We start from the raw sequence: 25471 nt of genomic DNA on the forward strand, positions 1-25471 counted from the left end.
CCTATTTTATGCAAAATTTACAGAAACTCACCATTGCTGATATTGACGTGGCTAATGATAAACCTTTCGTGCTTTTTGGTGGCATGAATGTGCTCGAATCCCGTGATATGGCAATGCGTATTGCCGAACATTATAAAGAAGTGACTCAAAGACTGGGTATTCCTTATGTATTCAAAGCGTCGTTTGATAAGGCTAACCGTTCTTCTGTGCATTCTTATCGAGGACCAGGAATGGAAGAAGGACTCAAAATATTTCAAGAAATCAAGCAAACCTTTGATTTGCCTTTGATAACAGATGTTCACGAGACATACCAAGCAGCGCCTGTTGCTGAAGTGGTAGATGTCATTCAGCTGCCAGCGTTTTTAGCTCGCCAGACAGATTTAGTTGTGGCTATGGCAAAAACGGGCGCCATCATCAACGTTAAAAAACCACAATTTCTCGCTGCCCATGAAATGCGTCATATCATTACCAAGTTTGGAGAAGCTGGAAACGACAAAGTCATCCTATGCGAACGAGGTTCCTGTTATGGTTACAACAACTTAGTAGTTGATATGTTAGCGATGGACGAAATGAAGACCTATGCGCCTGTTATCTTTGACGCTACGCACGCTTTACAAAAGCCTGGTGGTCGCAGTGATTCAGCCGATGGCAGGCGTGCTCAGGCAGCCCAGCTTGCTAGAAGCGGAATGGCTTTAGGTTTAGCGGGTTTGTTTATTGAAGCCCATCCTAATCCTAATGAAGCTAAATGTGACGGACCTTGTGCTTTGCCTTTGGATAAATTGGAGCCGTATTTACAGCAAATGCAGGCATTGGATAATTTAGTTAAAGAATTCGCACCTTTGGATACCAGTGCTGACTAATTAAAAATAGATGCTTAATTTTAAGGTGTGTATTTGTAAGTTTTGCTGTGCTAAGCCCTTAAAGGGTTTTTAGCGGCCTTAGCACAGCGATAACTTACTAATAGGAATAACGGGTTTTAATCAGCAGACAAACCTTTAATAAATTTAGTCAGTAAGCACGACCTTGAATTTGAACTCAGGCAAGGTTCCATTAATGTTTTGCACTAATTCGTTTGTTTGTGACTGGACTGTACCAAGGCTAAGTTGTTTGGTGACGTCATCTTTAATGGTAGAGGTATGAATGTTTGCTAGCATATTGTTGATATTACCAACAATTTCAGCTTCTACGTTAATTTCCATGTGTTTTTCAAGTTGCATAGTAGAGCGACTCTCGCCTAGTTTTGCCGATGCTGATTGAGTAAAAAATACTGTGGCTAGCACAGCTAATATTGCGTAAGATGTTTTCATTTTGTAAACCTTTAGTATTAGTAATGTAAAGTAATGATTTTTTCATAGTTCGTTAATCTGCTGCGTGATCTTTATTCTTTGTTTTAAAACAATAAATATTTATCACTGCACAAATTATATACGACCAAAATTATCTAATAAAATGACATTTTGTATGGTTGTGGATTAGAAAAACTAATGCTTTAATAGGTTTTATCCACTACATAGTTTAATTATTTGCTTATGAATCGCAGATTACCTCCCTTGAATTCCCTAAAAGCCTTTGAAGTCGCGGCCCGGCATCTAAGTTTTACACGTGCAGCAGATGAACTATTTGTGACCCAAGCGGCAGTGAGTCATCAAATAAAAGCATTAGAAGAGTTTTTATCGATGAAACTTTTTGTGCGAAAAAACCGAGCTTTGTTTTTAACTGAAGAGGGCCAGAGTTATTATCTTGATTTAAAAGAAATTTTTCAGTCGCTTAATGATGCAACCGAACGCTTAGTGGCGAAAGGTGGCAAGGGCGCATTAACGGTTGCATTGCAAACTAGCTTTGCGAGTCAGTGGTTAGTACCAAGGATCAGTAAATTTAGTCAGTTAAATCCTGATATAGACTTGCGCATAAAGGCAGTGGATGGAGACGAGGGTTTTTTAACTGATGATGTGGATGTTGCTATTTATTTTGGTAAGGGTAAATGGTCTGGTTTAGCAGCAGATAAGTTACACACTGAATATTTGACGCCCATGTGTTCGCCATTATTGTTCCAAGGTAACAAACCTTTAGACAAGTTAGATGATCTGCGACAGCATACCTTGTTGCATGATTCTTCCCGAGACGCTTGGCAAGAATGGATACGGCATTTTAATGTTTTGGGCGTTAATGTTAATCATGGACCCATCTTTAGTCACTCTTTGTTAGTTCAGCAAGTGGCTGCATTAGGACAAGGGATCGCGCTAGGTTATAGCTTTTTAGCTAGGCCAGAAATTGAAGCAGGGCGTTTAATTTGTCCATTCGAAGAAAAGTTAATTACTAAAAATGCTTATTATTTGGTTTGCCATCAATCTCAAGCTGATCTAGGTAAAATTACCGCATTTAGAGAATGGCTATTGGCCCAAGTAAAAGAAGAACAAGATGATCAAGACTTTAATTAATTCAGCACTAAATCCCATTGCGACTTTTGTTTTTGCCCATGGTGCGGGGGCAGGGCAAAACAGTGAATTTATGCAGCTTGTGGCAGAGAGGTTAGCTAAACATAATATTAATGTCGTGCGTTTTAATTTTGCCTATATGCAATTGGCCGAAGAGTTAGGTAAAAGACGACCACCCGAAAGAGCCGATAAATTACTCGTTCATTTTAAAACAGTTTTGAGTGAAGTGGTTGGGACTTTACCGATTTTTATTGGTGGTAAATCAATGGGAGGCAGAATGGCCAGTATGTTGCTGCAAGAGTCTACTGCACTAGGTTGTATTTGTATGGGGTATCCGTTTCATCCACCGGGTAAGCCTGAAAAGTTACGTACTGAACATTTAGAGACTATTAATAAGCCCGTACTTATTTTGCAAGGAGAACGAGATACTTTTGGCACGCGTCAAGAGATCGCCAAATATAATTTGTCTACACAGGTTCAAATAAGCTATTTACCCGATGGCGATCATAGTTTTAAACCACGCAAAGTGTCTGGTTTTACTCTCGATGGTCATATCAATCTAGCGATTACTCAAACTGCTGAATTTATTAAGTTACATATTTGAATCGGGTTCACAGTATTAACTCATTTTAATCCCGTTAAAAAAAGAATCTTCACCACACAGAAAACACGGATATAAAAGCAGGGGATTGGGTCAAGGTGAACTGATGGGTTCTACTGTGCCAAGATTGACAGACATGGAGCGCTGTTCGACTTGGCGGCTAATGTAGATTGCAGACGGTGAGCATTTACAAGCTATCTTTAGCTAAATTTAGATATTATAAAAAACACAACAAAGTTATATTTTTACGCATTTTTTAGGAGCATTATAACGAAGGTCTTCAGCGATTTCTCAGCTGTCGTTGTCATTTTCACGGAGTCCGCGCTCACGGGCGCCCATCTTGTCAATGATATTAGCCGTATCATATTATTCGAGAAATCAGCTTACGTGACCCAATCCGTTTTCCCTTAATTTATAATTTAATATTGTTTTTTGGTAAAAAATTATCGGTAAACGATAATTTTAATGTTGCTCATTGTTTTTTCTGTGATAGCCTTAAAACAATGAAATCTTATTGTTAAGTGGACTAATGGAAAAAATTGCAAAGGTGAGTTTATTAATAAGGCTGTTGATAATCTTAGTCGCCAGTCTCAATATAATTGTTATTGCTGTGGCGATTATTTCGCAAAGTGAAACAAATTCTGCTGAGTTAGCTGTTGGAACATCACAGTCATATGTATCTCAAATAGTAGGGGTGCCTGAATCCTCAAGTGTGTTTGCAGAAGAGCTGCTTGCAGAGGGATTTGATAGTCATGCCATTATATTAATACCCGAATTATTGTTTTATCTATTTATTTATTGGTCACTAATTAAACTTTTTGGTCTTTATCAACGGGGAGGCATATTTACTATTCATCACATTAAGCAACTGCGTAATATAGGTACTTGTTTATTGGTGTGGCCAGTATTTGATTTATTTTACCCAATACTGCTGACACTGTTATTTAGAAGTACTGGGTTATCAGATTCGCTACCGCTGGTGCTTTCTCTTGGTTCAGACCAATTGCTCAAACTATTGATTGGGTTAATCATTTTTGTGATGAGCTGGATCATGATGGAAGGACAGCGACTGCAGCAAGAGCAGGAATTAACAATCTAATGGCTATTATTATTGAACTCGACGTGATGTTAGCCAAGCGAAAAATGAAGCTAATTGAATTAGCTGAAATAGTTAATGTGACCCCTCAGAATTTATCTGTACTAAAAAGTGGTAGAGCTAAAGCGATAAGATTTTCAACCCTTGATGCAATATGTGCAGCCCTTAAATGTAACCCCGGCGATATTTTGCTATACCAAACTGAACAACCAAAGGATGAATAAAATGAAAACCTTAATTCCCGTTATCACTATGGCATACTTTAGTGTGACACCCTTGATGGCTGAAGAGATACAACCGCAATATTTTTACGGTGCAGCATTATCTCAAGTTGATATGCTCGCAGCTCCAGAGCAGAGTATAGTTAGTGCTAAATATGTACCAACGATTTTCATTGGAATGGGTTACCAGTTCAATCTTGATAATGATTGGAAGCTTGAATGGAATAATAGCTTAAATTTTTCGAAAGCTAATATCACCGCAACGGAGATACCGGTTCCCAAATATTCTGTCTTAACTAATGTCGGTTTGTGGAGTCACGCTAAACTAAAATATACTGGTCTGTTTGATCATGCTTCTCCCTTTATTCAGGCTGGTGTGGGGATCGTAAATGTAGATTATTCCCTTAATGGACAATCGAATAACACTTGGGATACCGCGACTGATTTACAAGCAGGGATTGAATTTGAATTATCTGAAGGATCAACGGTATCAATTGGCGTTGGTAAGTCTAAGTACGATAAATTTTAAGAGCCAGTTTATTAGTCAAAAACTATCGTCAATCTGTGCTTTTGACTAACATCACAACCTTCTATCAATCTTAGCCGTGTAATTGATAACCAACGGTTGTTGGTTTTTGTTATGATCATGACTTATGCAAATACCCACAAGGTGTTTGTTGGATCCTAATCTTTTTTATGAGTCACTTTTTGATGAAAATCCTATTAAGTTGCGCTGCTTTTAGTGCGATGTTGTCGGTGGTGTTGGGGGCCTTTGCTGCCCACGGCCTTAAAAATAAGTTATCTGAAACACTATTAAACACTTTTCAAACTGGTGTGCAGTATCAGATGTATCATAGCCTTGCTCTAATATTGTTAGTTATTTTGTATCGCCAAATGCCTCAGTCATTATTGTTATACAGTGCAGGCTTTATGATGGCTGGCATCATGCTATTTAGTGGCAGTTTATATTTGTTGGCGTTAACTCAAATTAAATGGTTTGGCCCAGTAACGCCCTTAGGCGGAGTGTGTTTTATTGTCGGCTGGGCACTATTAGTAGCTGCAGCCTTAAAAGGAGCGAATTAAACTATGGCCGGATTATTGTTGTATTGCCGTAGTGGATTTGAAAACGATGTGGCGAATGAAGTTCAGGATAAAGCCAGTCAACTGGAGGTGTTTGGGTATTCGCAAACAAAAGCCAACAGTGGTTATGTCTTGTTTAATTGTTATCAAGAAGAGCATGCAGATGAGTTAGCCAACAAACTCAAGTTAAGTCACTTAATTTTTGCTCGCCAACAGTTTGCTTGTAAACAAGTAGTTGAAAACATGGATGTGACCGACCGTATTGGTTCAATTTTAGCTGCCTGTGAAGACTTTCCTTTATGCGGAGAACTGCGAGTAGAATACGCGGACACCACTGAAGGCAGAGAACTATCAAAACTGTGTCGAAAAATCAGCGTGCCTTTAAGACAAGCGTTGCGTAAAAAGAATAGATTAACCAACAAAGACAATAGTAAAAAACCGGTTTTACATGTGTTTTTCACTCAAACCGACAAAGCCTATATTGGTTTTTCGTTTACAAATAATAATTCACCATTGCCGTTAGGCATTATGCGACTCAAGTTTCCTCATGAAGCTCCTAGTCGGTCAACATTGAAGCTTGATGAAGCCTTTCAGACCTTTATCCCCAAAGAAGAGCACGATGTGCGCCTACAAGGGGGGTTGTATGCAGTAGATCTAGGTGCCTGTCCTGGAGGCTGGACATATCAACTAGTTCAAAGGGGGATGTTTGTGCAGGCTGTGGATAACGGTGCTATGGATGAGGCATTAATGGAAACAGGGCAGGTGACCTATTGCCCAGAAGACGGGTTTAAGTTTCAGCCTAAGAAAAACAATATATACTGGTTAGTATGCGACATGATTGAACAACCACAGCGAGTGGCAAAACTTATGGCGAGTTGGGTGGCAGATGGCCGCTGTAAGGAAGCGATGTTTAATCTAAAATTACCTATGAAAAAGCGTTACGAGTCGGTACAAGGTGCCTTAGGGATCATTGAAGAAGTCATGCAAGGGCAGCAAGTTAAAAAATATCTATTGCAAGCAAAACACCTTTACCACAATAGAGAAGAAGTAACGGTGCATTTGAGACTGGCTCAATAAACCTAAAATCTTCTGGCTAGGTGAGACTGAAGATTTTAGGCAGTGAAAGCGGAATTTAGGTTAAATCGCTACTGATCAAGTGGCGTATTAAATTCATCAGATAATTCAAAATCACCCGTTACTTCGGCAATTTTATCATCAACAAACTTAATGGTGAGTTCTTTGCGGAAATTCTCTCCACGTTGTTTCATGCCGCGTTTCATTTGGTACAAGTAATACCAAGTGTCGTGATCAAATGCATCTTCCAAAACAGGTTTACCCAGTACATATACAACCTGTTCTTTGGTCATTTCGACTCTAAGTTTTTTAACATCTTTTTCGTCTAAAAAGTTACCCTGTGGGATATCAATTCGGAAAATCCAATCAGCACAAGCTGATAACATCATGGTGGCGGTTAATATAACCAGTAAATTCTTAAACTTCATTGCTACTCAATATCTCGGCATGTAAAAAGCGAAAACGGATAAGTAAGAGCGTCACTCTCACTTATTTGGCGAAGCATCCTAACCCAGCCACATTAGCGCAATCAATGCCTAATTGTTACGAATTACTGAATTGTAACAATTCTTTGGCATTAGCTAAAGCAGACTCGGTAAGTGTGTCTCCTGCTAATAGACGTGCCAACTCATCAATTCGTTCACTTTCTTGCAAACAAATCATATGAGTTTCAGTGGTTTTTTTGTCACTGAACTTAGTGACAAACATTTGATTATGGGCTCTGGCAGCGACTTGGGGTAGGTGAGTGACACAAATTACTTGGGTACTTTCACCTAATTTACGCAGCAACTGCCCAACCACAGACGCAGTTGAGCCACTGATGCCACTGTCAACTTCATCAAAAATCATGGTGGCAATATCATTATTGCTAGAACTGATGACTTGAATAGCCAACCCAATGCGTGACAACTCACCCCCTGACACCACTTTTTCAAGGTTATCTGGAGCCTGACCTCTATTGGTGGACACTACAAATTGCACAGTATCCAAACCGAGCTTGTTAGGACTACTTTGAATTTGCTGTTCAACGTCAATTTTAAATACCGCTTCTGCCATATTCATATGGTGTATGTGCTGTTCTACGTCTTTAGCAAAAGACTTGGCAGCCTTTTTCCTAGATGCGCTGAGTTTAGTTGCAGCTTGGTGATATTGTTGCTCAAGCTCACTTAGCTGTACTTTTAATTCTTCTAACAACGAATCATCTTTAACCAACTCATTAAACTCAGCAGAAAGTTGTTGATGAAATTCATATAATGCCTCAGGTTGGACATTGTGTTTTCTAGACAAATCTAACGCCTGTGAGTAACGAGCTTCAACGTTTTGCATTCGCATGGGGTCTATTTCGAGTTGTTCGGTATAGGCTCTTAACTCGCCAGCGGCTTCGTCAATTTGAATACTGGCCTCTGTTAGCATCGTTACTATCGGCTCAAGACTTGGATCATGCTCTTGTAATTCAGACAAACGGTCAACGCTACTTTGAACCGCAGATAAGGCATTGAATTCTTCCGACTCATACAGTTGATGGAAACTAATTTGGCTCTGTTCAAGTAGGGTCTGACTGTTGCTGAGTTTTTTGTGTTCAGTTTCCAATGCAACAAATTCACCTTCTGCCAACGCATATTCGTCTAATTCTTGAATTTGGTACGACAGCAATTGACTACGATCATCCCTTTGTTGTTGTCCCTGTAATAAGTGTTGATAATGTTGTTGCTGTTGTTTTAGGGTTTTATAAGATTCTTCAACTTTGCACAGTAAAGCAGGGTGCTCTGCGTATTGATCAAGCAAGCGGCGTTGATTGTCACTCTTTAAAATTTGCTGATGAGCGTGTTGACCATGGATACTCAACAATAATTGTCCCAAACTTTTGAGTTGCTGCAGGGGGACCGGTGTGCCATTAATAAAGGCTTTAGAGCGACCTTCGGCGGAAATAACGCGCCTAATTAACACTTCATCGTCATCTGCTAACTCGTGCTGTTCAAGCCATTTCATTGCTTCTGGAAGTCGTTTCACGTTAAAACCCGCACTGACTTCAGCTTTTTCAGCTCCCGTGCGCACCATGGCGTTGTCTGCCCTTTCTCCTAAACATAAACCTAGGGCGTCTACCGATATAGACTTACCCGCTCCAGTTTCGCCAGTAATGGCGGTCATGCCTAAGCTGAAATCGACATCTAGCGTTTTAACAACTGCAAAATTACGAATGGAGAGATGGACTAGCATTTTAATATTCTCAATAAAGACACGCAAAAACATGTTTAAATATACAGTAGCTGTAAATATAAACATGCTTTTGTCTGCTGTCTACTAATCTCTTCGAAAAACTGGAAAAATTACTAGTAGAGTTTACTTCCCCATCCAAGTTTTGTGCGTAAAACATTGAAATAATTGTAATTTTTAGGGTGGATCAATGAAAGTTTAGCGGGGTTTTTACATATTATAATTTCATCACCAGGTAATACCGTTAGTACTATGTGGCTATCGCTACTCACTTGTAAATTATCAGTGTTTTCAGGCGATACCTTTAATTTTACTGTGCTATTAGCATCCACAACTATGGGACGACTACTCAAGGTATGAGGAAACATAGGCACTAAGGTTAACGCGTCTAAATTTGGCGTCAGAATGGGTCCACCACCCGATAAAGAATATGCGGTAGAACCGGTAGGTGTCGCTACAATTAAACCATCAGAGCGTTGACTAAACACAAAGTTATCGTCTAGATAGACTTCAAACTCCATCATGTGCGCAACTTTACCATGGTGAATGACCACTTCATTCACTGCAGAATCTTTACTTTGAATTTCACCATTTCGATACACTTCGACTTCAAGTAGGAAACGTTGTTCTATTTTGTAGTCACCTTCAAAAATGCTATCGAGTTGCGGTTCAAAATCATCGGGATTTATATCGGTTAGAAATCCTAAGTTTCCTCGATTCACTCCAACCACTGCAACATTAAACTCTGCTAAAATTCGAGCAGCACCCAGCATATTGCCATCACCACCAACCACTATGGCTAGATCTGCTTCTTTACCGATTTCAGTTATATCTGCCGGTTCAAAACCATTTGAATCTAGTTCTTTTGCCGTTTTACTTTCGACTAATACTCTACAACCGCGCTGCCTCAAATAGACTATTAGCGCCTTAAGACTTAAGTTTGCACCTTGATGTGCTTGTTTGCCAATTAATCCTACGGTTTTAAACTTCATTGAAAACAACATAAATTACGATTTGCCAGAGTATAACCATGGGAGAGTTTGAAAGTCATATTTTTCGTTTGGAATATTTAATGGTTCCTATAGTATGTTGATTAAATTTCTAAATGACCAATAAGAAGAGCACTAATTGATGGGTCCATTGATGTTAGATTTGTCAGGCTATGAACTGACCCATGAAGAGATAGATATTCTCGATCATCCTCTAGTAGGAGGGCTTATTTTATTCACTCGTAATTACCACGACCCTAAACAGCTAAATGACCTAATTAAGCATGTTAGAAGTGTTACGCGTAACCATGTGGTTATTGCTACAGACCACGAGGGAGGAAGAGTTCAACGTTTTAGAGAGGGCTTTAGTAAAATTCCTGCAATGGGCAGTATCAGCCAAAAAACGAATGGAAATTCCCAACAATCTAGCTATTTTTGTGAGCAATTTGGTTGGTTGATGGCGGCAGAACTTCTCGCGTTTGATATTGATATTAGTTTTGCTCCGGTACTCGATATTCATGGTATATCGGAAGTAATAGGTGACAGAAGTTTTCATCAACAACCCGACGTTATTATTCAATTGGCCAGTGAATTTGTCAAAGGAATGCGTCGAGCGGGTATGTCTGCTACGGGTAAACATTTCCCAGGACATGGCAATGTTTTGGAAGATTCTCACATCGCCATGCCAGTAGACACGCGAAGTTTACAAGAAATATTTGCTGTTGATATGGCTATTTTTAAAGCCATTCATCAACAAGGGTTATTAGATGCGGTAATGCCTGCTCATGTTATCTATCCAGAACTAGATGATTTACCGGCAGGTTTTTCTCAGAAGTGGATAAAACAAATATTGAGACAAGATCTAGAGTTTGATGGCGTAGTGTTTTCAGATGATTTGTCAATGCAAGGAGCCGTGCAAATGGGAGGGATTGTTGAACGAGCAGAGTTGGCCTTAGACGCTGGTTGCGACATGGTCTTAGTGTGTAATGATCCTACAGGCGCGGCGAAAGTTATTGATGGTTTACCCTCGAATTTGGCATTACCAAGCCACAGTGTAGAGCGCATTAAGCGCCTTAGGAAAAGCTCATCTTTAGACTTAGCGAGGTTACGAATGACCGATGAATACCAAATTGCAAATAAGGCACTAGATCAATTTTATGCAATCTAATAGCAAATTGATTGTACTGTCTTTTGTAAGCGCCATAGCAATGTATGTAGGGTTGTTAGTGTCTGGGCAACCTCACCTAATTTCGGCAACGGCAGCGATCACTTTATTTACTGCTATGTTGTGGGTGACCGAGGCACTGCCTATTCCTGTTACATCTCTTATTCCGTTTTTCGGATTTCCTATGGCAGGAGTATTAAGTCATAAAGAATCAGCTTCAGCATTGGGTAGCCACGTCATATTGCTATTAATGGGGGCGTTTATGCTGTCAAAAGCACTTGAAAAATCACAGGTGCATAGACGGTTAGCATTTTATCTTGTGAATGTTATCGGCGGAAAAAGTCCAAAAAGGTTGGTTTTGGGATTTATGTTAACCGCCGCTATTTTAAGTATGTGGATCTCCAACTCCGCTACTACCTTAATGCTTCTTCCCATTACTCTGGCGGTATTACAAAGTGTAAAAGATCCTAAGTTAACCGTAGCGATGTTATTAGGGATAGCTTATGCCGCGAGTTTGGGAGGTGTGGGTACACCAGTGGGTACACCACCTAATATTATTTTTATGAGTGTATACCTAGAAACACAAGGTAAAGAAATCAGTTTTATAGAGTGGATGAAAACAGGCATCCCTATTGTTGTTGTAGGCATTCCTGTCATTGCGTGGTGGTTAACACGCAAGCTTGAAAGTACTCAAGAGTGTGTTTTACTAAAATCCGGCGCTTGGCAACCGGCTGAAAAGCGCGTGTTAATTACTTTCCTAATGGTGGCATTGGCATGGATGTTTCGACCTTATTGGACCCAATGGTTAAACATGCCCAGTGTTGGAGACAGCAGTATTGCTCTGGCTGGCGTAGTGTTAATGTTTTTGATCCCAAGCGGCAATAAAATGGGTAAAACAGATACTTCGCTAAAAAGCCGAGAGTTTGGCGAGGTTAAGGAAAAATCACATTCAGACAAGTTATTAGATTGGGATACAGCCGTAGCTATTCCTTGGGGGATGTTATTGTTATTTGCTGGCGGTATTTGTATAGCAAAGGCCTTCTCTGCTTCCGGTCTTAGTGCCCTGATGGGAGAGGCATTATCAGGGTTATCAGATTTACCTGTACCACTTCTAATATTAGCTATCTGTTTGTTTGTAACTTTTTTAACTGAAATTACTTCCAATACCGCTACTGCGACCTTGCTGATGCCTATACTGGCTGCTGTGGGTATGGCTGCGGGGATTGATCCTGCATTGATGATGATGCCTGCGGCTATTAGCGCTAGTTGTGCTTTTATGTTACCTGTTGCTACCGCACCCAATGCGATAGTGTATGGCATGGATAAATTTAGTATCAAAACTATGGCCAGAGAAGGGTTTATCCTGAATATCTTAATAGCATGTATTATCACAGTAGTGAGCTATTTCACTTTATCCTAACCGTTTACTATCAATTGACTCATTCTAATAACTAACTGCAACAATGCCGAGTTAGGGTTGTTGTTGTTTATGCTCGATTTTTCTTACATTTCCTCTTAGTAGATAAATATTGATACTTGTTTGTGCGTAAGTCGCCAACAACATTAGTGGCACCAATTCTGCATGAATTTGTATCTGTTTGTTACAAAGTGTTACAAGTGTTACCTTATACATAACCTTCTATTTTACTAAATGTTAGGTATTTAGGATTGTTTGATTTCTACACATTGCGGGAACTCAATTGTGAAACTGTAGTCCTAATGCTGGCTTGGGTGCTTTTTAGGGGGATCTTAGTGGGTAAATCCTGTTGTTTAGATTTTGTTGCTGTTAGTTTGTTTTCTTTAGGATCGTAAAAATGTTGCTCAATCATCGTTACAATTTTTTGTATGTACATATTGCTAAAACAGGGGGCTCTAGTATCCGAGCTGTGTTGAACAGACTTCGCTGGCAAGATCCGATGTACTATTTAATGTTTCCATGCCATAAAATTAGTAATATGTGTGGCCATACCACAGCCTCAAAACTTCCTCGTCATGCCGGTGTAATCGCAGCTAAAGAAATGTTACCCAACGACTTTTTTAAGCAGCTGTATAAGTTTGCGTTTGTGCGTAATCCTTGGGATTTACAAGTTTCGTCTTATCACCATATTCAACGTGAAAGGCCCGAGTTGTTAGAGAATATCGCGGATTTTAATGAGTTTATTCGTTATAAATTCGATCCTGCTAGGCCTTATATTTTTCATTTTGACATCGCAACTAAATTACAAAGTGAACATTTAGTTGATCTAAATGGCGAAATCATAGTGGATTTTATCGGTCGCTATGAATCTCTTCACGACGACTTTAGTACGATTAAAAAAGAACTAGGGCTAAAAGAATCCGCTATTCCCCACAAGCGTAAGGCTAAAGATCGCAAAAAAGACTACAGGGAATATTATAACCAAGCCTCCATTGATGCGGTGACTAAACATTATAAACAGGACATTCAGTTGCTTAATTATTCATTTGAATAAACGCATTCGTTCTTGTCACAGCATAGTCTTGTTTTTGAATGATTATTTTTCGGTTGCCACAACTAATGTCTTAAGGCGTATTAATTAGGTAATACCATATAATTTTTGCATCAATTTTGGGCGCTAAATATCCAGTTTAGTGCACACTTCCTCTAAAAATCTCTAGCTTTTCCCCGTTGATAGTGAGCATAGAATAAGTGGTTTTATTCGTTGTTTTGTAAATCTGATTCGTCGGCTATTTCTGGCCAACGGTAACGAGTTATACGCACAATCATGCCAAATAGTGGGTGATCAAAATAGTGGACTTGTTTACTGATCACTCGTCTTAGCTGATTAAAATTAACACTTTGCAGATAATTTGCGTGATCTAATGAGCCGTCTTCTACTAATCCAATATCCGCAGCGTTAGCTGTTAGCTCCATAGGTTTTAGCGCCTTATTAGGATCATATACAGGTTGCCGATAGTTTAAATTGCTATCGATGTGTAAATAGGGCACCCGCCCAACTCTTCGTAAGTAAACAGTGATTCCACCGTCTAATTGCCAGAGCTCACTAAGTAAAGTTGAATCTAAATTATTGTTTTCCAGAGGGTGTTTTTCACTAGATACAGAGAAATCTATAGGCGAGTCATCAGCCAAAGCTCTATCAATTTCAGAAAATAGATCCTGGGTAAAAATGGGTTGTGAAGCTTCAACATTTGCTGATAGTGTTTGCTGTTGTTGCGGTGACAAAAGCGCTAGTTCTTGTTGCGGTATGTAAAACTCTTCTGTCTGTTTTGAACTGTTTAGTTCATCATTTGCAGCAGTAGGCAATGGAAAGCCTAGAGTATCGAAGTGTTGAGCATAATTATGACCAGCAAATAATCTAATTGTTTGCGAATTTTCGCGGCCAAAATGTACTTGCTGTCGCCAACTTAAATGAAGGATTGGATCAATATCCCGCTGCTTCTTAATCTTTTGGTATAAATCATCCATGCGTAAAGTGGACTTAGGCAGTAAACTCGCCGCGCGTTTTTGAGGCCATTGTATTCCATCTATCACTACCGGAACCTTTGTGATCATACTTGTTTGTTGTTCCACGTCGTGTGTTTCTTGCATGTAAGACATGGATGCAAATGTCGGATCAATTTGTTCAGAATACGCACAGGGGAGTTGTTTAGGTATTTGCCATTCAATAAACTCAACGTTAATCGGCGCTCTGGTAACGTTTAACTCGGCCGTTGAATCAAAAGTGGTGGGTTGCCCTAGACTTTCATTATCACCTAGTTCTGAGTTTAATCGCGTTTCGCTGTTGACCTTAGACGGTTCAGTTGAGGTATTGTGGTCGTCAGATTGAGAAAAAATATCTGTTGTGGCAACTTGGTATTGAAAACCTTGGTCAGGATTCTCTTCAGAAGTATTAGTTGCTAGCACTTCCTCTTGGTTTGTCGATGAAATATCACTTACTGCTAGCGGATCTTGTTGTGATTTTTCAGGTTCGTATTCAGAAAGGGTTGAGGCTGGAAAAGCAAAATCTTGCTCATATTGTAATTTAACCGCTTGTTGATTCGACGCTCTGCAGTAATCTAAACCCGCTCGCAGGTACCGCAAATCTGGTTGCAAATAGGGAGTAAGCAAATCAATGTATTGGTTGTCTGGTGGCAAAAGCTGTGACTGTGCAAATTTTTCAGAAATATCAGCCCCTTGCAAATTACGCTCAAATAAAATTACTTCAACGTCAAACCACCACTGTGTTTCAGCTGCGTTCACAGGTTGCGATAAAATACTGGCACTTAACAAGGTAGTCAGTGCGGTTTTTATCCAAAATGCCCTTTTTTCTATGGGATTGACGTGATGGTTTCTGAGTTTATCTGTCATTAAGCTGCTCGTAATTGTTGGCTAAACTCGGTTAGCATATTGTTAAACAGTTCAAGTCTATCTTTGGCGGATTCAGTAGGCACGTTAAATTTAAGTTTTTGTGGTCCATCCAATTTATAGATCCTAGGTTGTGACTGAATCAGTTTAATAATAAAGCCGGGATCTATTTGGGTTTGCTGAGAGAATTCAACAAAACCTCCTTTATTGGTTCCTTCCATTTTTGAGATGCCCACTTGTTTGGCTTTGAGTTTAAGCATGGTCATATCTAACAAATTTTTAGCACTTTGCGGTAACAAACCAAATCTATCAATTAATTCAATTTGTAGCTCATTGACCGCTCTTTCATCTTTGCATCCAGCCAGTTTTTTATACAGAGACAAACGTAAATTTACATCTGGAATATAATCGTCTGGAAACAAAGCAGGTAAACGTAAATCTATCTCTGTTTGCTCCGAAAGCGCGGATTCTAACGAGGGTTCTTTGCCTTCTTTAAGGGCTTCAACAGCTTGTTCTAACATATCCATGTACAAGGTAAAGCCAATACTAGAAATTTGCCCTGATTGTCCATCACCAAGCAATTCACCGGCGCCGCGGATTTCTAAATCATGGGTCGCTAACGCAAATCCTGCACCTAAATCTTCTAAGGAAGAAATCGCATCGAGGCGTTTAGCCGCATCTTTGCTTAAGCGTCTACGGTGAGGGGTCAGTAAATAAGCATAAGCTTGATGGTGCGATCGGCCTACACGACCACGCAATTGATGTAATTGTGCTAGACCCAAATGATCTGCTCTGTCCATCACTATGGTATTGGCAGACGGGACATCAATACCTGTTTCAATAATAGTGGTACATAACAATACGTTAAATCGTTGATGATAAAAGTCAGACATGACTTTTTCTAATTCACGTTCTGGCATTTGTCCATGGCCTATGGCAATGCGAGCTTCGGGAACTATTTCAGCAATTTCTTTTGCGGTATTTTCAATACTGTCCACTTCGTTATGTAAGAAATAAACCTGACCACCCCGAAGGATTTCACGCATGATGGCTTCACGTATTAGCCCTTTGTTACGTTGTTCTACAAAGGTCTTAATAGGTAAACGTTTGGCCGGTGGTGTGGCAATAATAGACAAGTCACGCATACCACTTAAAGCCATATTTAAGGTTCGTGGAATAGGTGTAGCGGTTAGGGTTAAAATATCAACATCAGAGCGAAGCGCTTTGAATTTTTCTTTTTGACGCACCCCAAATCGATGTTCTTCATCGATGATAACTAAACCAAGATCTTTAAATTTGAGGCTGTCTTGTAATAATGTGTGGGTTCCTACCACAATGTCGACTTTGCCTTCACCAATGGCTGATATGGTTTGTTTGGCATCTTTGGCGCTAACAAAACGTGATAACACTTCTATTCTAAAAGGGCAGTTAACGAAACGTTCCTTAAAATTCTCAAAATGTTGTCCTGCTAGTAACGTAGTGGGTACTAAGATCGCCACTTGTTTACCTTGGTTAGCGGCAATAAATGCGGCTCGCATTGCCACTTCCGTTTTACCAAACCCCACATCACCACAAACTAACCTGTCCATTGCATTGGCTGATCCCATATCTTGGATCACTGCGTTGATTGCTTTTTGTTGATCTAAGGTTTCTTCAAAGGGGAAACTATCACTAAAAGCTTGATACTCATCCCAGGCTATTTTGAAGGCATATCCGGGTTTAGCTGCACGTCTTGCGTATACGTCTAAAAGCTGCGCAGCTACATCGCGGACTTTTTCAGCGGCTTTCTTTTTAGCCTTGGCCCAGGTTTCGGTTCCCAAATGATGTAAAGGAGCGTGTTCTATATCACCGCCACTATATCTGCTAATTAAGTGCAGCGACGCAACTGGTACGTATAACTTGGATTGTTTAGCGTATTCGATGGCCAAATATTCAGTAGTGATCCCGCCTGCATCTAACGTTTGTAACCCTAAGTAGCGACCCACACCATGTTCAAAATGCACTACAGGCTGACCGATTTGTAATTCAGCTAAATTACGAATGATGGCATTTTCATCAGTGCCTTGGCGCTTATCACGTTTACGCCTATGGCTAATTTTGTGTCCAAGCAATTCGGTTTCGGTAATAAATGCGATGTTACTTTGGGGCTCGTTGAGTAAAAAACTAAACTCGGCCGCACCTATCGTTATGCCTATGGCAGTGTCACTGTTCTTAAAGTCATCAAAGTTTTCAAAAACTTTGGGTTTTATCTCCGCTTTACTGAGTATTTCCAGCAAACCTTCGCGACGTCCAGCAGATTCTGCACTAAACAATACTTTGACTTTTTGAGTCTGCCAATCAGCAACCAGTTGTTTTAAGGAAGTCCATGGTATTTTGTTTTGAGGTTTTAGGGCTACATCGCCCACTGGTGCTGTGGCGAAGTTAACACTACCCGATTTGTCACTCACGGCTTGGTTTTGTATTTGCACTCTTGGCCATTCTTTTAATGCACCAAATAACTCTTCAGAACGCATAAAAATATCAGCGGGATGCAACAAAGGACGTGCAAGATTATAACGAAGTTGTTCATACCTGTGATTTACGTCTTTCCAGTGGTTTTCATGGGCGACTTGTAAATCACCATGCATTAACACAGTTGTATCTTGGTTTAGGTAATCGAATAACGTGGCGGTTTCATCAAAAAATAGCGGTAAGTAATATTCTATACCGCCTGGCATTAAACCTTTACCTACTTGGTAATATATAGACTCTTTGCTGTTATTTGCGTCGAACTTGGAGAGATATCTCTGCCTAAACAATAAACCAGCTTGTTTGTCGGTGGGAAATTCTCTTGCGGGTAACAATTTAATTTCATCGACTTTGTCTCCAGAGCGCTGAGTTTCTGGATCGAAGTGCCTAATAGTATCAACTTCGTCGTCAAATAAATCGATACGATAGGGATGCTGGCTACCCATTGGGAACAAATCTATAATACTGCCCCGGATAGAGAATTCGCTATGCCCCATAACTTGATTAACATGCAGATATCCAGCGCGCTCTAATCCTTGACGAAAACTATCAATATCCAATTTTTGGTTAACTCGTAATATCAGTAAATATTTACCGATATAGTCCACAGGCGCCATTCGCATCATTAAGGTGTTCATAGGAACAATAAACACTCTGCGTTCATTTTGAGTCAGCTGGTACAGGGTCTCTAGGCGCTGCGAAACGATATCTTGATGGGGTGAAAAATTATCGTAGGGTAGGGTTTCCCAGTCAGGAAATAGTTGCACTTCAACCGCTTGATCCTTTAAAAAATAATCAAGTTCTTTTTCCAGTTTGATTGCGCTGGGCGTGTCTGCTGTCACTAATAATATTGGACCCTCAGCGAGTTTTGCTGCATTGGCTAAAACTAATGCCGCACTACTGCCTTGGAGATTGCCCCAATGGCGAATATCGTTTTTAGTTTTAAGAGTCGTGTTCGGTAAAGGTGGTGAATAAATACTGTGAGTCATTAATTGTTTTCGTTTCGGTTCTTTTTAGGAATTTTTTTGAGTCTTACGTTTGCGTAAGTTAGCCGCTTGTAAATGTAAACTTGCTTTGACCAATAAATCCTGATCAACTTCTCGGATACGCGTAAAAATCAAGGATACATGGTACTTATCATCTGCAGGCTTACAAGCGATAACTTCAGCAAAACAAAAAATGGCAGATGCTTCTTCTCTAAGAAATAGTTTTAGTTCGATTGCCGCGCCAACTTCTAATGGATTTTCGCTATCAACTACAATGCCTCCGCCACCAAATTTTACCGATAGCGAGCTTTGTTCGTGCTTAGTATGCTGTTGCAAAATTAGTGACATCATTAAGTCAATTTTTCGGGATTGATGATTTAAAAAGTCCGCCAATTCAACCGCGTGTTCACCCAAGCGGCGCAGTGTCCTTAGCGCTTTGGTGTCAATACTTGACAATTCACTGGCAATTTGAAACTCGTACGGCATATGTTGATGTAAATCTTCAACATCAGGTAAAAGAAAACCCGCTTCCAATAAATGCATATTGACTGGAATATTGTGCTTGATCATGAAAAATTCATCAAATTGCTGATGCTTTTGCTCAAGCGTTAAGTTTTGCATTTTTTCTCCCAGCTTTCGCTTTGCTTGTGAGATTTACCTCAGGCACGTATTATTCAACATCATTCGTCACTATACCAACAGTTAAACCTTTATTGTTTAGTTGTTTTGTTGTCATAAGAGTTTCTTTTTATGTTTTACCCAGTCTCGGCCTTTATTGGTTTGCGTTACGCCAAAGCGTCTAAAGGTAGCCATTTTATTGCATTTATCAATTTTTTCTCTGTTGCCGGTATTGCGCTTGGGTTAATGGCATTGATCACTGTGTTATCAGTCATGAACGGATTTGAAGGTGAACTTAAACTTCGAAATTTGGGAATAACACCGCATATTTTAGTACAACATAAACCGGGCGTAGACCCTAGCCCAACCACATTTGATGGCTTAGAGGGCGTAGTAGCGAGTGCCCTTCAGATCGAAGCAGAAGGTATTATTCAGTCGTCAGAAGGGTTAACTGGCGTGATGTTTCAGGGGATTCAACCAGATGTCATGCAGCAATCATCTATCATTGGTCAGAATATGTTAATTGGCCAGCTGACTGATTTAGCAAAAGGTGAATACGGGATTGTCATTGGATATGCGCTGTCTAATAAATTACGTTTGCGGATTGGTGAATCGGCACGTTTGATTTCCTCAGAGAATAGTTACTTTGGGCCTTTTGGTCGAATTTATAGCCAAAGAATTTTTCGAGTAGTAGGCATATTTGATTTAGGCTCGGCGTTGGATGATAAAGCGGTATTTATGCATATTGATGATGCTGCGAGGTTAATGCGAAGTCAGACCTCGAAACTCGCGCAAACTCGTTTATTTTTAGCGGATGCCTTTGAATATAAAAGTGTGGTGCAAATGCTTGAATCACAAGGCTACACTTCGACTAATTGGCGAGATCAGCAGGGCGTGTTATTTGACGCCGTAAAAATGGAAAAAAACATGATGTCGCTGATGTTGTTACTGATCATCTCGGTTGCAGCCTTTAATATAGTTTCGGCGTTAGTGATGGTGGTATCTGAGAAACAGGGTGACATTGCGATACTCTTAACTCAAGGTATGACTCGCGCTAAAATCATGGGGATCTTTTTATTCAATGGTATCTATAATGGAATAAAAGGCACCGTTATCGGAGTGTTTGCGGGTGTTTTGTTAGTGTCACAAATCAACAATTTGATTCAACTATTAAATTTACCTGTATTTCTCAGCCCTGAAGGGCAAGGTGTACCGACGGATCTGCAATGGCAACAAGTGTTATTTCTTGTTGCTACATCGCTTATTTTATGTTTTTTGGCTAGCCTTTACCCAGCGTATCGTGCGGTAAGAGTGAATCCAGCCGATGCGTTAAAATATGAATAAATTCTCGTTCGGTATATAATGCTCGGCTAATAGTTTTATACTCGGGCAACTGCGCTCTAATTTTTTAAGGTTTATCAAATGGAAAAAACGTTTATCACCGCACAACAGTTACTCGAAGATTCGTTTCGAGTGGCGGCCCAAGTTTATGACAGTGGCTTTAGACCGCATTTTATCATCGGCATTTGGCGTGGCGGCGCTCCAATTGGTATCGCAGTACAAGAATATTTTGATTTTAAAAAAGTGGAAACAGACCATATTGCTGTGCGTACCTCTTCTTATTATGGAATTGATCAACAGTCAAAAACCATTAAAGTGCATGGTTTACATTATCTTATTGAAAATGCTAACGCTGAAGATAGTTTATTGATAGTCGATGACGTATTTGATTCTGGTCGCAGTGTTGATGCATTAATGAAACAAATTAAGAAGTTATCACGTGCGAACATGCCAAAAGATGTGCGTATCGCGTGTCCTTACTACAAACCCCAAAACAACAAAACCGATATTGTACCGGACTACTTTGTACATGAAAGTGATGAGTGGTTGGTCTTTCCCCATGAGATATCTGGGCTTACGCCAGATGAGATCATTCAAGGTAAATCAGACCTTAAAAATGTGATGCATCTGCTAAAACAGGATTAATTGGCAATAGCGTCAATCGATTATTGTTTACATAAAAAAGACAGGTAACTGTCTTTTTTTATGCGTGTTGAATCGTGTCGTTTTAGCCTAGCAACGTTTTTTTAGTTTCGGTCAACGGACATTAACGTTTCAGAACAATGTTAAGTTACAGTTAATTTGCGTCACAAGTAATTTACATTGGTGCGACAATATGTCGCATTGTCCCACCCTAATAAGTTTCTATAATGGCTCAAAAAAATATGAGTTAATTTATTTTGCAAGTCGTTATGAATTCCCTATTGAAGCCATTTGGCGCGTTTTTGTTATTTTCATCTTTTTCTTTTAGCTCGTATGCTCATGATTTTAACGCCGGAAAAATTGAAGTTAATCATCCATGGGCGAGGCCAACAGCCCCGGTTGTAAAAACAGCCGCTGTTTATTTGGTTATCAACAATTCTAGCCAAGAAACGGAGCGCTTGTTGTCGGTTGAAGTGCCCACAACTATCGCGCAGCAAGCTCAAATTCACCATACCCAGTATTCTCAAGATATGGCAAAAATGCGTGAAGTGCGTGATGGTTTGTTGATATCGGCAGCAAAAAAAATCGAATTTACACCAGGCGGTACTCACATCATGTTAGTGGGTTTAAAAACACCGTTAGCTAAAGGTGACAAGTTTCCGCTGTTAATGCGTTTCGAACACAGCGGTGAGATTACGGTTGAAGTTTGGGTAGAAGACAAACCATCTTCTGATGCCGCTAACTCTCATCACTCCCATCATTAAAATAAAATTTAAGAGAAATGAATATGCAATTAAATAGGAATTTTAAACCCTCTCGTATAGCCAGCCTATTAGCTGCGGTATTTTTAACTGCTTGCGGAAGTAGCGATTCTAGTAATGATTCTACTGGCGATGATGACCAAAATAATCTAGTCGCAAGTGCTTTTAGTCTTAATTTTAAAGCGATGAGTGGGGTTGAAGAAGTGAACTGCGATACTATGTATGCGGGTTTTGGTACTGACCAAAGTTACAGCGTGGGTGTCAGTGATTTACGGTTCTACGTCAGTAATATTAAGTTCTACGATCAATATGATGTGGAAATCGAAGCAACTTTAGATGAAAACGAATTTCAATACCAAAATGAGCAGGGGTTTGTTGCTTTAATCGACTTAACCTCTAGTGATTCTGGTACTTGTGCGTTGGACTCTCTATCTGGTACATCTCGCGTTAATAGTGTGATTTCTGGTAGTTATGTTGATACAGGTGTGGCTAAGGTGACATTTGAAGTGGGACTGCCCCAAGCTATGATGAAAGAGGTAATTAATACCACTTCAGCCGAAGATGCTCCTTCTCCGTTAAATGAAATGTATTGGTCATGGGCCAGTGGTTACCGTCATTTTTTAATGAACTTTGCCATAGAAGATACCAATGGTATTGCCGGTGATGGTTTTTTACATATCGGCAGTAAGAACTGTACTGGTGATGGCTTGTTAGCCCTTGAAACGCAAGACGAATGTGAATACATCAATACGCCTAAAGTTGAATTAGATAACTTTGATCCTGCGATTAATACTGTGACTCTTGATATTCAAAGTATCCTAGCTGGTTTAGCGTTTGCGCCGACAGCAGAAGGGTCAGATGCGCCTGCGGTTCGATGTCATTCTGCACCTGTTGCGATGCAAGCCGATTGTGGGCCAGTGTTTTCAAATTTTGGTATATCAACTGAGACTGGCGCAACAGTAGCCGCCGACAATGTGACCATCACCGCAGAATAACAAAGTGGGGTTAACTGACGATGAGTTAACCCCTAAAGTGTAAAAGAGACGATATGAAGTTTATTGTGGTAAGTTGTTGTCTGGGTCTATTGATGGGGTGTAATCAATCCTCGACGACTACAGTTGAAGAAAGTTCAGAACAAAAAAACATCAGAGATTTGCTTGAGTTACCTGCACATATCTCAACACCTGCAATACCCGAGTATAATCCGTTAAGCGAGCAAAAAATAACATTAGGCAGATTTTTATTTTACGATAAAAAATTGTCCGCCAATCAAACTCAATCTTGTTCGTCTTGTCACCTCCAAGCGCTTGCTTTTAGTGATGCTGTGGCTACTCCCTTTGGTTCTACAGGACACCAACTTACCCGAAATAGTCAGGGGTTGGCTAATGTGGTTTACCATTCTACTTTTACATGGAGTAACAATGGATTTTTGGAATTAGAAGACCAGCTGAATGTGCCAATTCGAGCCGATAACCCAATAGAATTGGGAGTCACTGATTCAAAAATAGAGGAAGTACTGGCTAGGTTTGATAACGATCCTGATTATGAGGCGATGTTCGCAGAGGCTTTTCCTGATAGTGATTCGGGCGCAAGTATAAATAAAATTATATTTTCCTTGGCCAGTTTTTTGCGCACTATGATCAGCGCGAACAGTGCTTATGATCAGTATTTGTTGGGTGATACTGGGGCGTTAACCGAACAACAAAAATTAGGTTTCAGTTTGTTTAACGGTGAAAAGTTTGAATGTTTTCATTGTCATACTGGCAATAACTTTTCCGTGTCGTATAGAGACTCGAATACGACAGAGGATACGATTCAATACCCATTTTTTAATAATGGATTGTATAACGTAGATGGACAGGGTAGTTATCCATCAGAAGACCAAGGGTTGTACGACCTAACGTTAGATCCGGCTGATCGTGGCATGTTTCGTCCTCAAAGTTTACGAAATATTGAATTAACCGCACCTTATATGCACGATGGCAGTATTGCGACCTTACGTGAAGTCATTGAACACTATGCTCGAGGAGGGCGTCTAATTGAAAACGGGCCCAACGCTGGAGATGGTAATTTAAGCCCTTTAAAGTCAGGTCTTATCTTGCCTTTTGAAACGACCGACGAAGAAATTGATGCTGTCATCGCTTTTCTTGAATCCCTTACCGATTATGAGTTTATCAATAACCCTAAATTTTCTGACCCTTTTGAAGAATAATAATGAAACAGTATTTTTTCCCTATTTTGTGTAGTGTGTTTTCTTTGTCTGTTATTGCCCATGAAAATCAAACTAATAACATCCAGCCCGACTCCTTAGATGTTAAAACAACTATGACATTTCGTAGCGATGAATCGTTTCCTATAGATCAAGTTTGGCAGATTCCAGGTTTGTTAATGGGGGGGGAAGCTCTGCCGGTTGAAAAGGGGGCGAGTTTGGACGATGTGCAATTATTGGGTCATTTAAATCTCGGTAATAACTATTTTGTTAATTCTAAAATAGGTGCTCATAGTCATGATGGCTCTGCAGAACTCGAATTAGAAAATCTCTGGTTTGGGGCGAATACCCAATTATTGGGACAAACAATCATATTCGAAGCAGGAAAAATGGCCACACAAGTCACGCCTACTGCAAATTTTCATGCTTCTAGTGGCGCGTTCAGTGAATCCCCTTTGTTAGCAGATATATTCTTAGGTGGTCATTTTGTTGATATTGGTGCAAGAGCCAGTAGTCATTTATATGGTGTTAATGTAGGTCTTGAGGTCTGGAATGGCGATAATTGGCCTGCAACTTCGGGTGAGGGGGCTGCGGCATTGTATATTCATTACCCCTATCAGGACGGAGGCTTTAAGGCTCAATTAGGCTCTTGGTTAATGTCCAGTCATGCAGAAACTCGAAAAGATCAACGTTATGACGGGGGACATAGTCATGGAAACGAACAACTGAGTGCATCTGATTTAGAGTTTAGTGGTGATACATTAACGATGGGAATATTTGCAAGTTTTCAGTGGCAACTTAATCCTATCGTTTTTAATAGCGAATTTGAATGGATCCGCGCCGATATTGATGCACAACTAGTCGATACTACCCAAAGTGCTGACTTATTGGCTACCCACGATGGCTATAAGATTCAATTTGGTATGTCGTTAGACAAGCATAGCGTACAAGTGAAATACGAGCGGTTAGTGATAGACAATCGTTTTACCAATACCTCGCAACTCTTTATTCAATCTAGCGGTTTATATAATGTGGGATTTGAGCCCCAAAAATTAGCTGTTTCGTGGACGTGGGACTTTTACCAAAACTTTAAGTTTCGTAGCGAATGGTATCAAGACGATACTCAAGAGCAAGGCTCTAGTCGTTGGTCTTTAGGTTTAGTTTGGCAGTATAAACTGTTATAAATGCTGGCAGTCTTTGTTATTAC

Annotated in this window: 24 protein-coding genes; 17 read left to right on the forward strand and 7 right to left on the reverse strand. The window is 40.0% G+C overall.

Annotated elements, in window-relative coordinates:
• Positions 1-8 precede the first annotated feature (8 nt).
• Positions 9-860 carry a 3-deoxy-8-phosphooctulonate synthase gene (kdsA, locus tag ABJK37_RS11290; RefSeq protein ID WP_348353420.1) on the forward strand — a complete coding sequence of 284 codons (852 nt, stop codon included), beginning with the start codon at positions 9-11 and terminating at the stop codon, positions 858-860.
• Between the two features lie 144 nt (positions 861-1004).
• Here the strand turns inward: kdsA and ABJK37_RS11295 are convergent, their stop codons facing one another.
• Positions 1005-1307: a hypothetical protein gene (locus ABJK37_RS11295; protein WP_348353423.1), complete on the reverse strand. Its 303-nt coding sequence runs from the start codon at positions 1305-1307 to the stop codon at positions 1005-1007.
• Between the two features lie 222 nt (positions 1308-1529).
• Between ABJK37_RS11295 and ABJK37_RS11300 the strand changes: the two genes are divergently transcribed.
• From ABJK37_RS11300 to rlmM, 7 genes are all read left to right on the forward strand, one after another.
• Positions 1530-2438, forward strand: coding sequence for a transcriptional regulator GcvA (locus tag ABJK37_RS11300; RefSeq protein ID WP_215926061.1), 909 nt, complete (start codon positions 1530-1532; stop codon positions 2436-2438).
• A complete protein-coding gene (locus tag ABJK37_RS11305; RefSeq protein WP_348353426.1) occupies positions 2419-3039 on the forward strand; it encodes an alpha/beta family hydrolase in 621 nt (206 codons plus the stop codon). Before ABJK37_RS11300 ends, ABJK37_RS11305 begins: the two co-directional genes overlap by 20 nt.
• Before the next feature lie 526 nt (positions 3040-3565).
• Complete coding sequence (locus tag ABJK37_RS11310) at positions 3566-4135, forward strand: DUF2975 domain-containing protein (protein ID WP_348353429.1); 570 nt, start codon at positions 3566-3568, stop codon at positions 4133-4135.
• Positions 4135-4356 (forward strand): helix-turn-helix transcriptional regulator, encoded by a 222-nt coding sequence (locus ABJK37_RS11315; RefSeq protein WP_348353432.1) that lies wholly within the window; start codon positions 4135-4137, stop codon positions 4354-4356. The genes ABJK37_RS11310 and ABJK37_RS11315 overlap by 1 nt, the downstream gene beginning before the upstream one ends.
• Position 4357: 1 nt before the next feature.
• Complete coding sequence (locus ABJK37_RS11320) at positions 4358-4882, forward strand: outer membrane beta-barrel protein (RefSeq protein WP_348353435.1); 525 nt, start codon at positions 4358-4360, stop codon at positions 4880-4882.
• A 182-nt stretch (positions 4883-5064) separates the two neighbouring features.
• Positions 5065-5436, forward strand: coding sequence for a DUF423 domain-containing protein (locus tag ABJK37_RS11325; protein WP_348353438.1), 372 nt, complete (start codon positions 5065-5067; stop codon positions 5434-5436).
• Positions 5437-5439: 3 nt separating this feature from the next.
• A complete protein-coding gene (gene rlmM, locus ABJK37_RS11330) occupies positions 5440-6510 on the forward strand; it encodes a 23S rRNA (cytidine(2498)-2'-O)-methyltransferase RlmM (RefSeq protein ID WP_348353441.1) in 1071 nt (356 codons plus the stop codon).
• Positions 6511-6578: 68 nt separating this feature from the next.
• Here the strand turns inward: rlmM and bamE are convergent, their stop codons facing one another.
• From bamE to nadK, 3 genes are all read right to left on the reverse strand, one after another.
• A complete protein-coding gene (gene bamE, locus ABJK37_RS11335; protein ID WP_348353444.1) occupies positions 6579-6935 on the reverse strand; it encodes an outer membrane protein assembly factor BamE in 357 nt (118 codons plus the stop codon).
• Positions 6936-7050: 115 nt separating this feature from the next.
• The gene (recN, locus tag ABJK37_RS11340; RefSeq protein WP_348353447.1) at positions 7051-8724 is read right to left on the reverse strand and encodes a DNA repair protein RecN; all 1674 of its coding nucleotides are present in this window, start codon (positions 8722-8724) and stop codon (positions 7051-7053) included.
• 113 nt (positions 8725-8837) lie between these two features.
• Entirely contained in the window at positions 8838-9713 is an 876-nt protein-coding gene (gene nadK, locus ABJK37_RS11345; RefSeq protein WP_348353449.1) for an NAD(+) kinase, read from the reverse strand.
• Between the two features lie 151 nt (positions 9714-9864).
• Between nadK and nagZ the strand changes: the two genes are divergently transcribed.
• From nagZ to ABJK37_RS11360, 3 genes are all read left to right on the forward strand, one after another.
• Entirely contained in the window at positions 9865-10878 is a 1014-nt protein-coding gene (gene nagZ / locus ABJK37_RS11350; RefSeq protein WP_348353452.1) for a beta-N-acetylhexosaminidase, read from the forward strand.
• On the forward strand, positions 10868-12295 hold the full coding sequence (locus ABJK37_RS11355; protein ID WP_348353455.1) for an SLC13 family permease: 1428 nt from the start codon (positions 10868-10870) through the stop codon (positions 12293-12295). Before nagZ ends, ABJK37_RS11355 begins: the two co-directional genes overlap by 11 nt.
• A 394-nt stretch (positions 12296-12689) precedes the next feature.
• Positions 12690-13346, forward strand: a complete 657-nt coding sequence (locus ABJK37_RS11360) for a sulfotransferase family 2 domain-containing protein (RefSeq protein ID WP_348353458.1) — start codon at positions 12690-12692, stop codon at positions 13344-13346.
• Between the two features lie 203 nt (positions 13347-13549).
• Here ABJK37_RS11360 and ABJK37_RS11365 read toward each other — a convergent pair whose 3' ends face one another.
• Genes ABJK37_RS11365 through ABJK37_RS11375 form a run of 3 tightly spaced genes read right to left on the reverse strand, consistent with a single transcriptional unit; the run spans position 13550 to position 19314 of the window.
• The gene (locus ABJK37_RS11365) at positions 13550-15202 is read right to left on the reverse strand and encodes a CsiV family protein (RefSeq protein ID WP_348353461.1); all 1653 of its coding nucleotides are present in this window, start codon (positions 15200-15202) and stop codon (positions 13550-13552) included.
• Positions 15202-18696 (reverse strand): transcription-repair coupling factor, encoded by a 3495-nt coding sequence (mfd, locus tag ABJK37_RS11370; protein ID WP_348353464.1) that lies wholly within the window; start codon positions 18694-18696, stop codon positions 15202-15204. Before mfd ends, ABJK37_RS11365 begins: the two co-directional genes overlap by 1 nt.
• A gap of 24 nt (positions 18697-18720) precedes the next feature.
• The gene (locus tag ABJK37_RS11375) at positions 18721-19314 is read right to left on the reverse strand and encodes a PilZ domain-containing protein (RefSeq protein WP_348353467.1); all 594 of its coding nucleotides are present in this window, start codon (positions 19312-19314) and stop codon (positions 18721-18723) included.
• Positions 19315-19443: 129 nt separating this feature from the next.
• Here ABJK37_RS11375 and ABJK37_RS11380 point away from each other — a divergent pair, with 129 nt between their 5' ends.
• From ABJK37_RS11380 to ABJK37_RS11405, 6 genes are all read left to right on the forward strand, one after another.
• Positions 19444-20655 carry a lipoprotein-releasing ABC transporter permease subunit gene (locus tag ABJK37_RS11380; RefSeq protein ID WP_348353470.1) on the forward strand — a complete coding sequence of 404 codons (1212 nt, stop codon included), beginning with the start codon at positions 19444-19446 and terminating at the stop codon, positions 20653-20655.
• Between the two features lie 78 nt (positions 20656-20733).
• The gene (locus ABJK37_RS11385) at positions 20734-21297 is read left to right on the forward strand and encodes a phosphoribosyltransferase family protein (protein WP_215926027.1); all 564 of its coding nucleotides are present in this window, start codon (positions 20734-20736) and stop codon (positions 21295-21297) included.
• Positions 21298-21563: 266 nt separating this feature from the next.
• On the forward strand, positions 21564-22058 hold the full coding sequence (locus ABJK37_RS11390) for a copper chaperone PCu(A)C (protein ID WP_348353474.1): 495 nt from the start codon (positions 21564-21566) through the stop codon (positions 22056-22058).
• 23 nt (positions 22059-22081) lie between these two features.
• Complete coding sequence (locus tag ABJK37_RS11395; protein ID WP_348353476.1) at positions 22082-23050, forward strand: MbnP family copper-binding protein; 969 nt, start codon at positions 22082-22084, stop codon at positions 23048-23050.
• A 53-nt stretch (positions 23051-23103) separates the two neighbouring features.
• Positions 23104-24267 (forward strand): MbnH family di-heme enzyme, encoded by a 1164-nt coding sequence (locus ABJK37_RS11400; protein WP_348353479.1) that lies wholly within the window; start codon positions 23104-23106, stop codon positions 24265-24267.
• 2 nt (positions 24268-24269) lie between these two features.
• Positions 24270-25448 carry a hypothetical protein gene (locus ABJK37_RS11405; protein ID WP_348353482.1) on the forward strand — a complete coding sequence of 393 codons (1179 nt, stop codon included), beginning with the start codon at positions 24270-24272 and terminating at the stop codon, positions 25446-25448.
• Positions 25449-25471 lie beyond the last annotated feature (23 nt).

Source organism: Paraglaciecola sp. (assembly GCF_039964565.1).
Classification (GTDB): Bacteria; Pseudomonadota; Gammaproteobacteria; order Enterobacterales; family Alteromonadaceae; genus Paraglaciecola.

What these genes read in the sequence shown, in the direction of transcription:
- kdsA (WP_348353420.1), top strand. Translation starts at nt 9, where the DNA reads ATGCAAAATTTACAGAAACTCACCATTGCTGATATTGACGTGGCTAAT.
- bamE (WP_348353444.1), bottom strand. Translation starts at nt 6,935, where the DNA reads ATGAAGTTTAAGAATTTACTGGTTATATTAACCGCCACCATGATGTTA.
- ABJK37_RS11385 (WP_215926027.1), top strand. Translation starts at nt 20,734, where the DNA reads ATGGAAAAAACGTTTATCACCGCACAACAGTTACTCGAAGATTCGTTT.
- ABJK37_RS11395 (WP_348353476.1), top strand. Translation starts at nt 22,082, where the DNA reads ATGCAATTAAATAGGAATTTTAAACCCTCTCGTATAGCCAGCCTATTA.
- ABJK37_RS11390 (WP_348353474.1), top strand. Translation starts at nt 21,564, where the DNA reads ATGAATTCCCTATTGAAGCCATTTGGCGCGTTTTTGTTATTTTCATCT.
- nagZ (WP_348353452.1), top strand. Translation starts at nt 9,865, where the DNA reads ATGTTAGATTTGTCAGGCTATGAACTGACCCATGAAGAGATAGATATT.
- ABJK37_RS11365 (WP_348353461.1), bottom strand. Translation starts at nt 15,202, where the DNA reads ATGACAGATAAACTCAGAAACCATCACGTCAATCCCATAGAAAAAAGG.
- ABJK37_RS11315 (WP_348353432.1), top strand. Translation starts at nt 4,135, where the DNA reads ATGGCTATTATTATTGAACTCGACGTGATGTTAGCCAAGCGAAAAATG.
- ABJK37_RS11405 (WP_348353482.1), top strand. Translation starts at nt 24,270, where the DNA reads ATGAAACAGTATTTTTTCCCTATTTTGTGTAGTGTGTTTTCTTTGTCT.
- ABJK37_RS11305 (WP_348353426.1), top strand. Translation starts at nt 2,419, where the DNA reads ATGATCAAGACTTTAATTAATTCAGCACTAAATCCCATTGCGACTTTT.
- mfd (WP_348353464.1), bottom strand. Translation starts at nt 18,696, where the DNA reads ATGACTCACAGTATTTATTCACCACCTTTACCGAACACGACTCTTAAA.
- ABJK37_RS11295 (WP_348353423.1), bottom strand. Translation starts at nt 1,307, where the DNA reads ATGAAAACATCTTACGCAATATTAGCTGTGCTAGCCACAGTATTTTTT.
- ABJK37_RS11310 (WP_348353429.1), top strand. Translation starts at nt 3,566, where the DNA reads ATGGAAAAAATTGCAAAGGTGAGTTTATTAATAAGGCTGTTGATAATC.
- nadK (WP_348353449.1), bottom strand. Translation starts at nt 9,713, where the DNA reads ATGAAGTTTAAAACCGTAGGATTAATTGGCAAACAAGCACATCAAGGT.
- ABJK37_RS11380 (WP_348353470.1), top strand. Translation starts at nt 19,444, where the DNA reads ATGTTTTACCCAGTCTCGGCCTTTATTGGTTTGCGTTACGCCAAAGCG.
- ABJK37_RS11320 (WP_348353435.1), top strand. Translation starts at nt 4,358, where the DNA reads ATGAAAACCTTAATTCCCGTTATCACTATGGCATACTTTAGTGTGACA.
- ABJK37_RS11360 (WP_348353458.1), top strand. Translation starts at nt 12,690, where the DNA reads ATGTTGCTCAATCATCGTTACAATTTTTTGTATGTACATATTGCTAAA.
- ABJK37_RS11400 (WP_348353479.1), top strand. Translation starts at nt 23,104, where the DNA reads ATGAAGTTTATTGTGGTAAGTTGTTGTCTGGGTCTATTGATGGGGTGT.
- ABJK37_RS11355 (WP_348353455.1), top strand. Translation starts at nt 10,868, where the DNA reads ATGCAATCTAATAGCAAATTGATTGTACTGTCTTTTGTAAGCGCCATA.
- recN (WP_348353447.1), bottom strand. Translation starts at nt 8,724, where the DNA reads ATGCTAGTCCATCTCTCCATTCGTAATTTTGCAGTTGTTAAAACGCTA.
- ABJK37_RS11300 (WP_215926061.1), top strand. Translation starts at nt 1,530, where the DNA reads ATGAATCGCAGATTACCTCCCTTGAATTCCCTAAAAGCCTTTGAAGTC.
- rlmM (WP_348353441.1), top strand. Translation starts at nt 5,440, where the DNA reads ATGGCCGGATTATTGTTGTATTGCCGTAGTGGATTTGAAAACGATGTG.
- ABJK37_RS11375 (WP_348353467.1), bottom strand. Translation starts at nt 19,314, where the DNA reads ATGCAAAACTTAACGCTTGAGCAAAAGCATCAGCAATTTGATGAATTT.
- ABJK37_RS11325 (WP_348353438.1), top strand. Translation starts at nt 5,065, where the DNA reads ATGAAAATCCTATTAAGTTGCGCTGCTTTTAGTGCGATGTTGTCGGTG.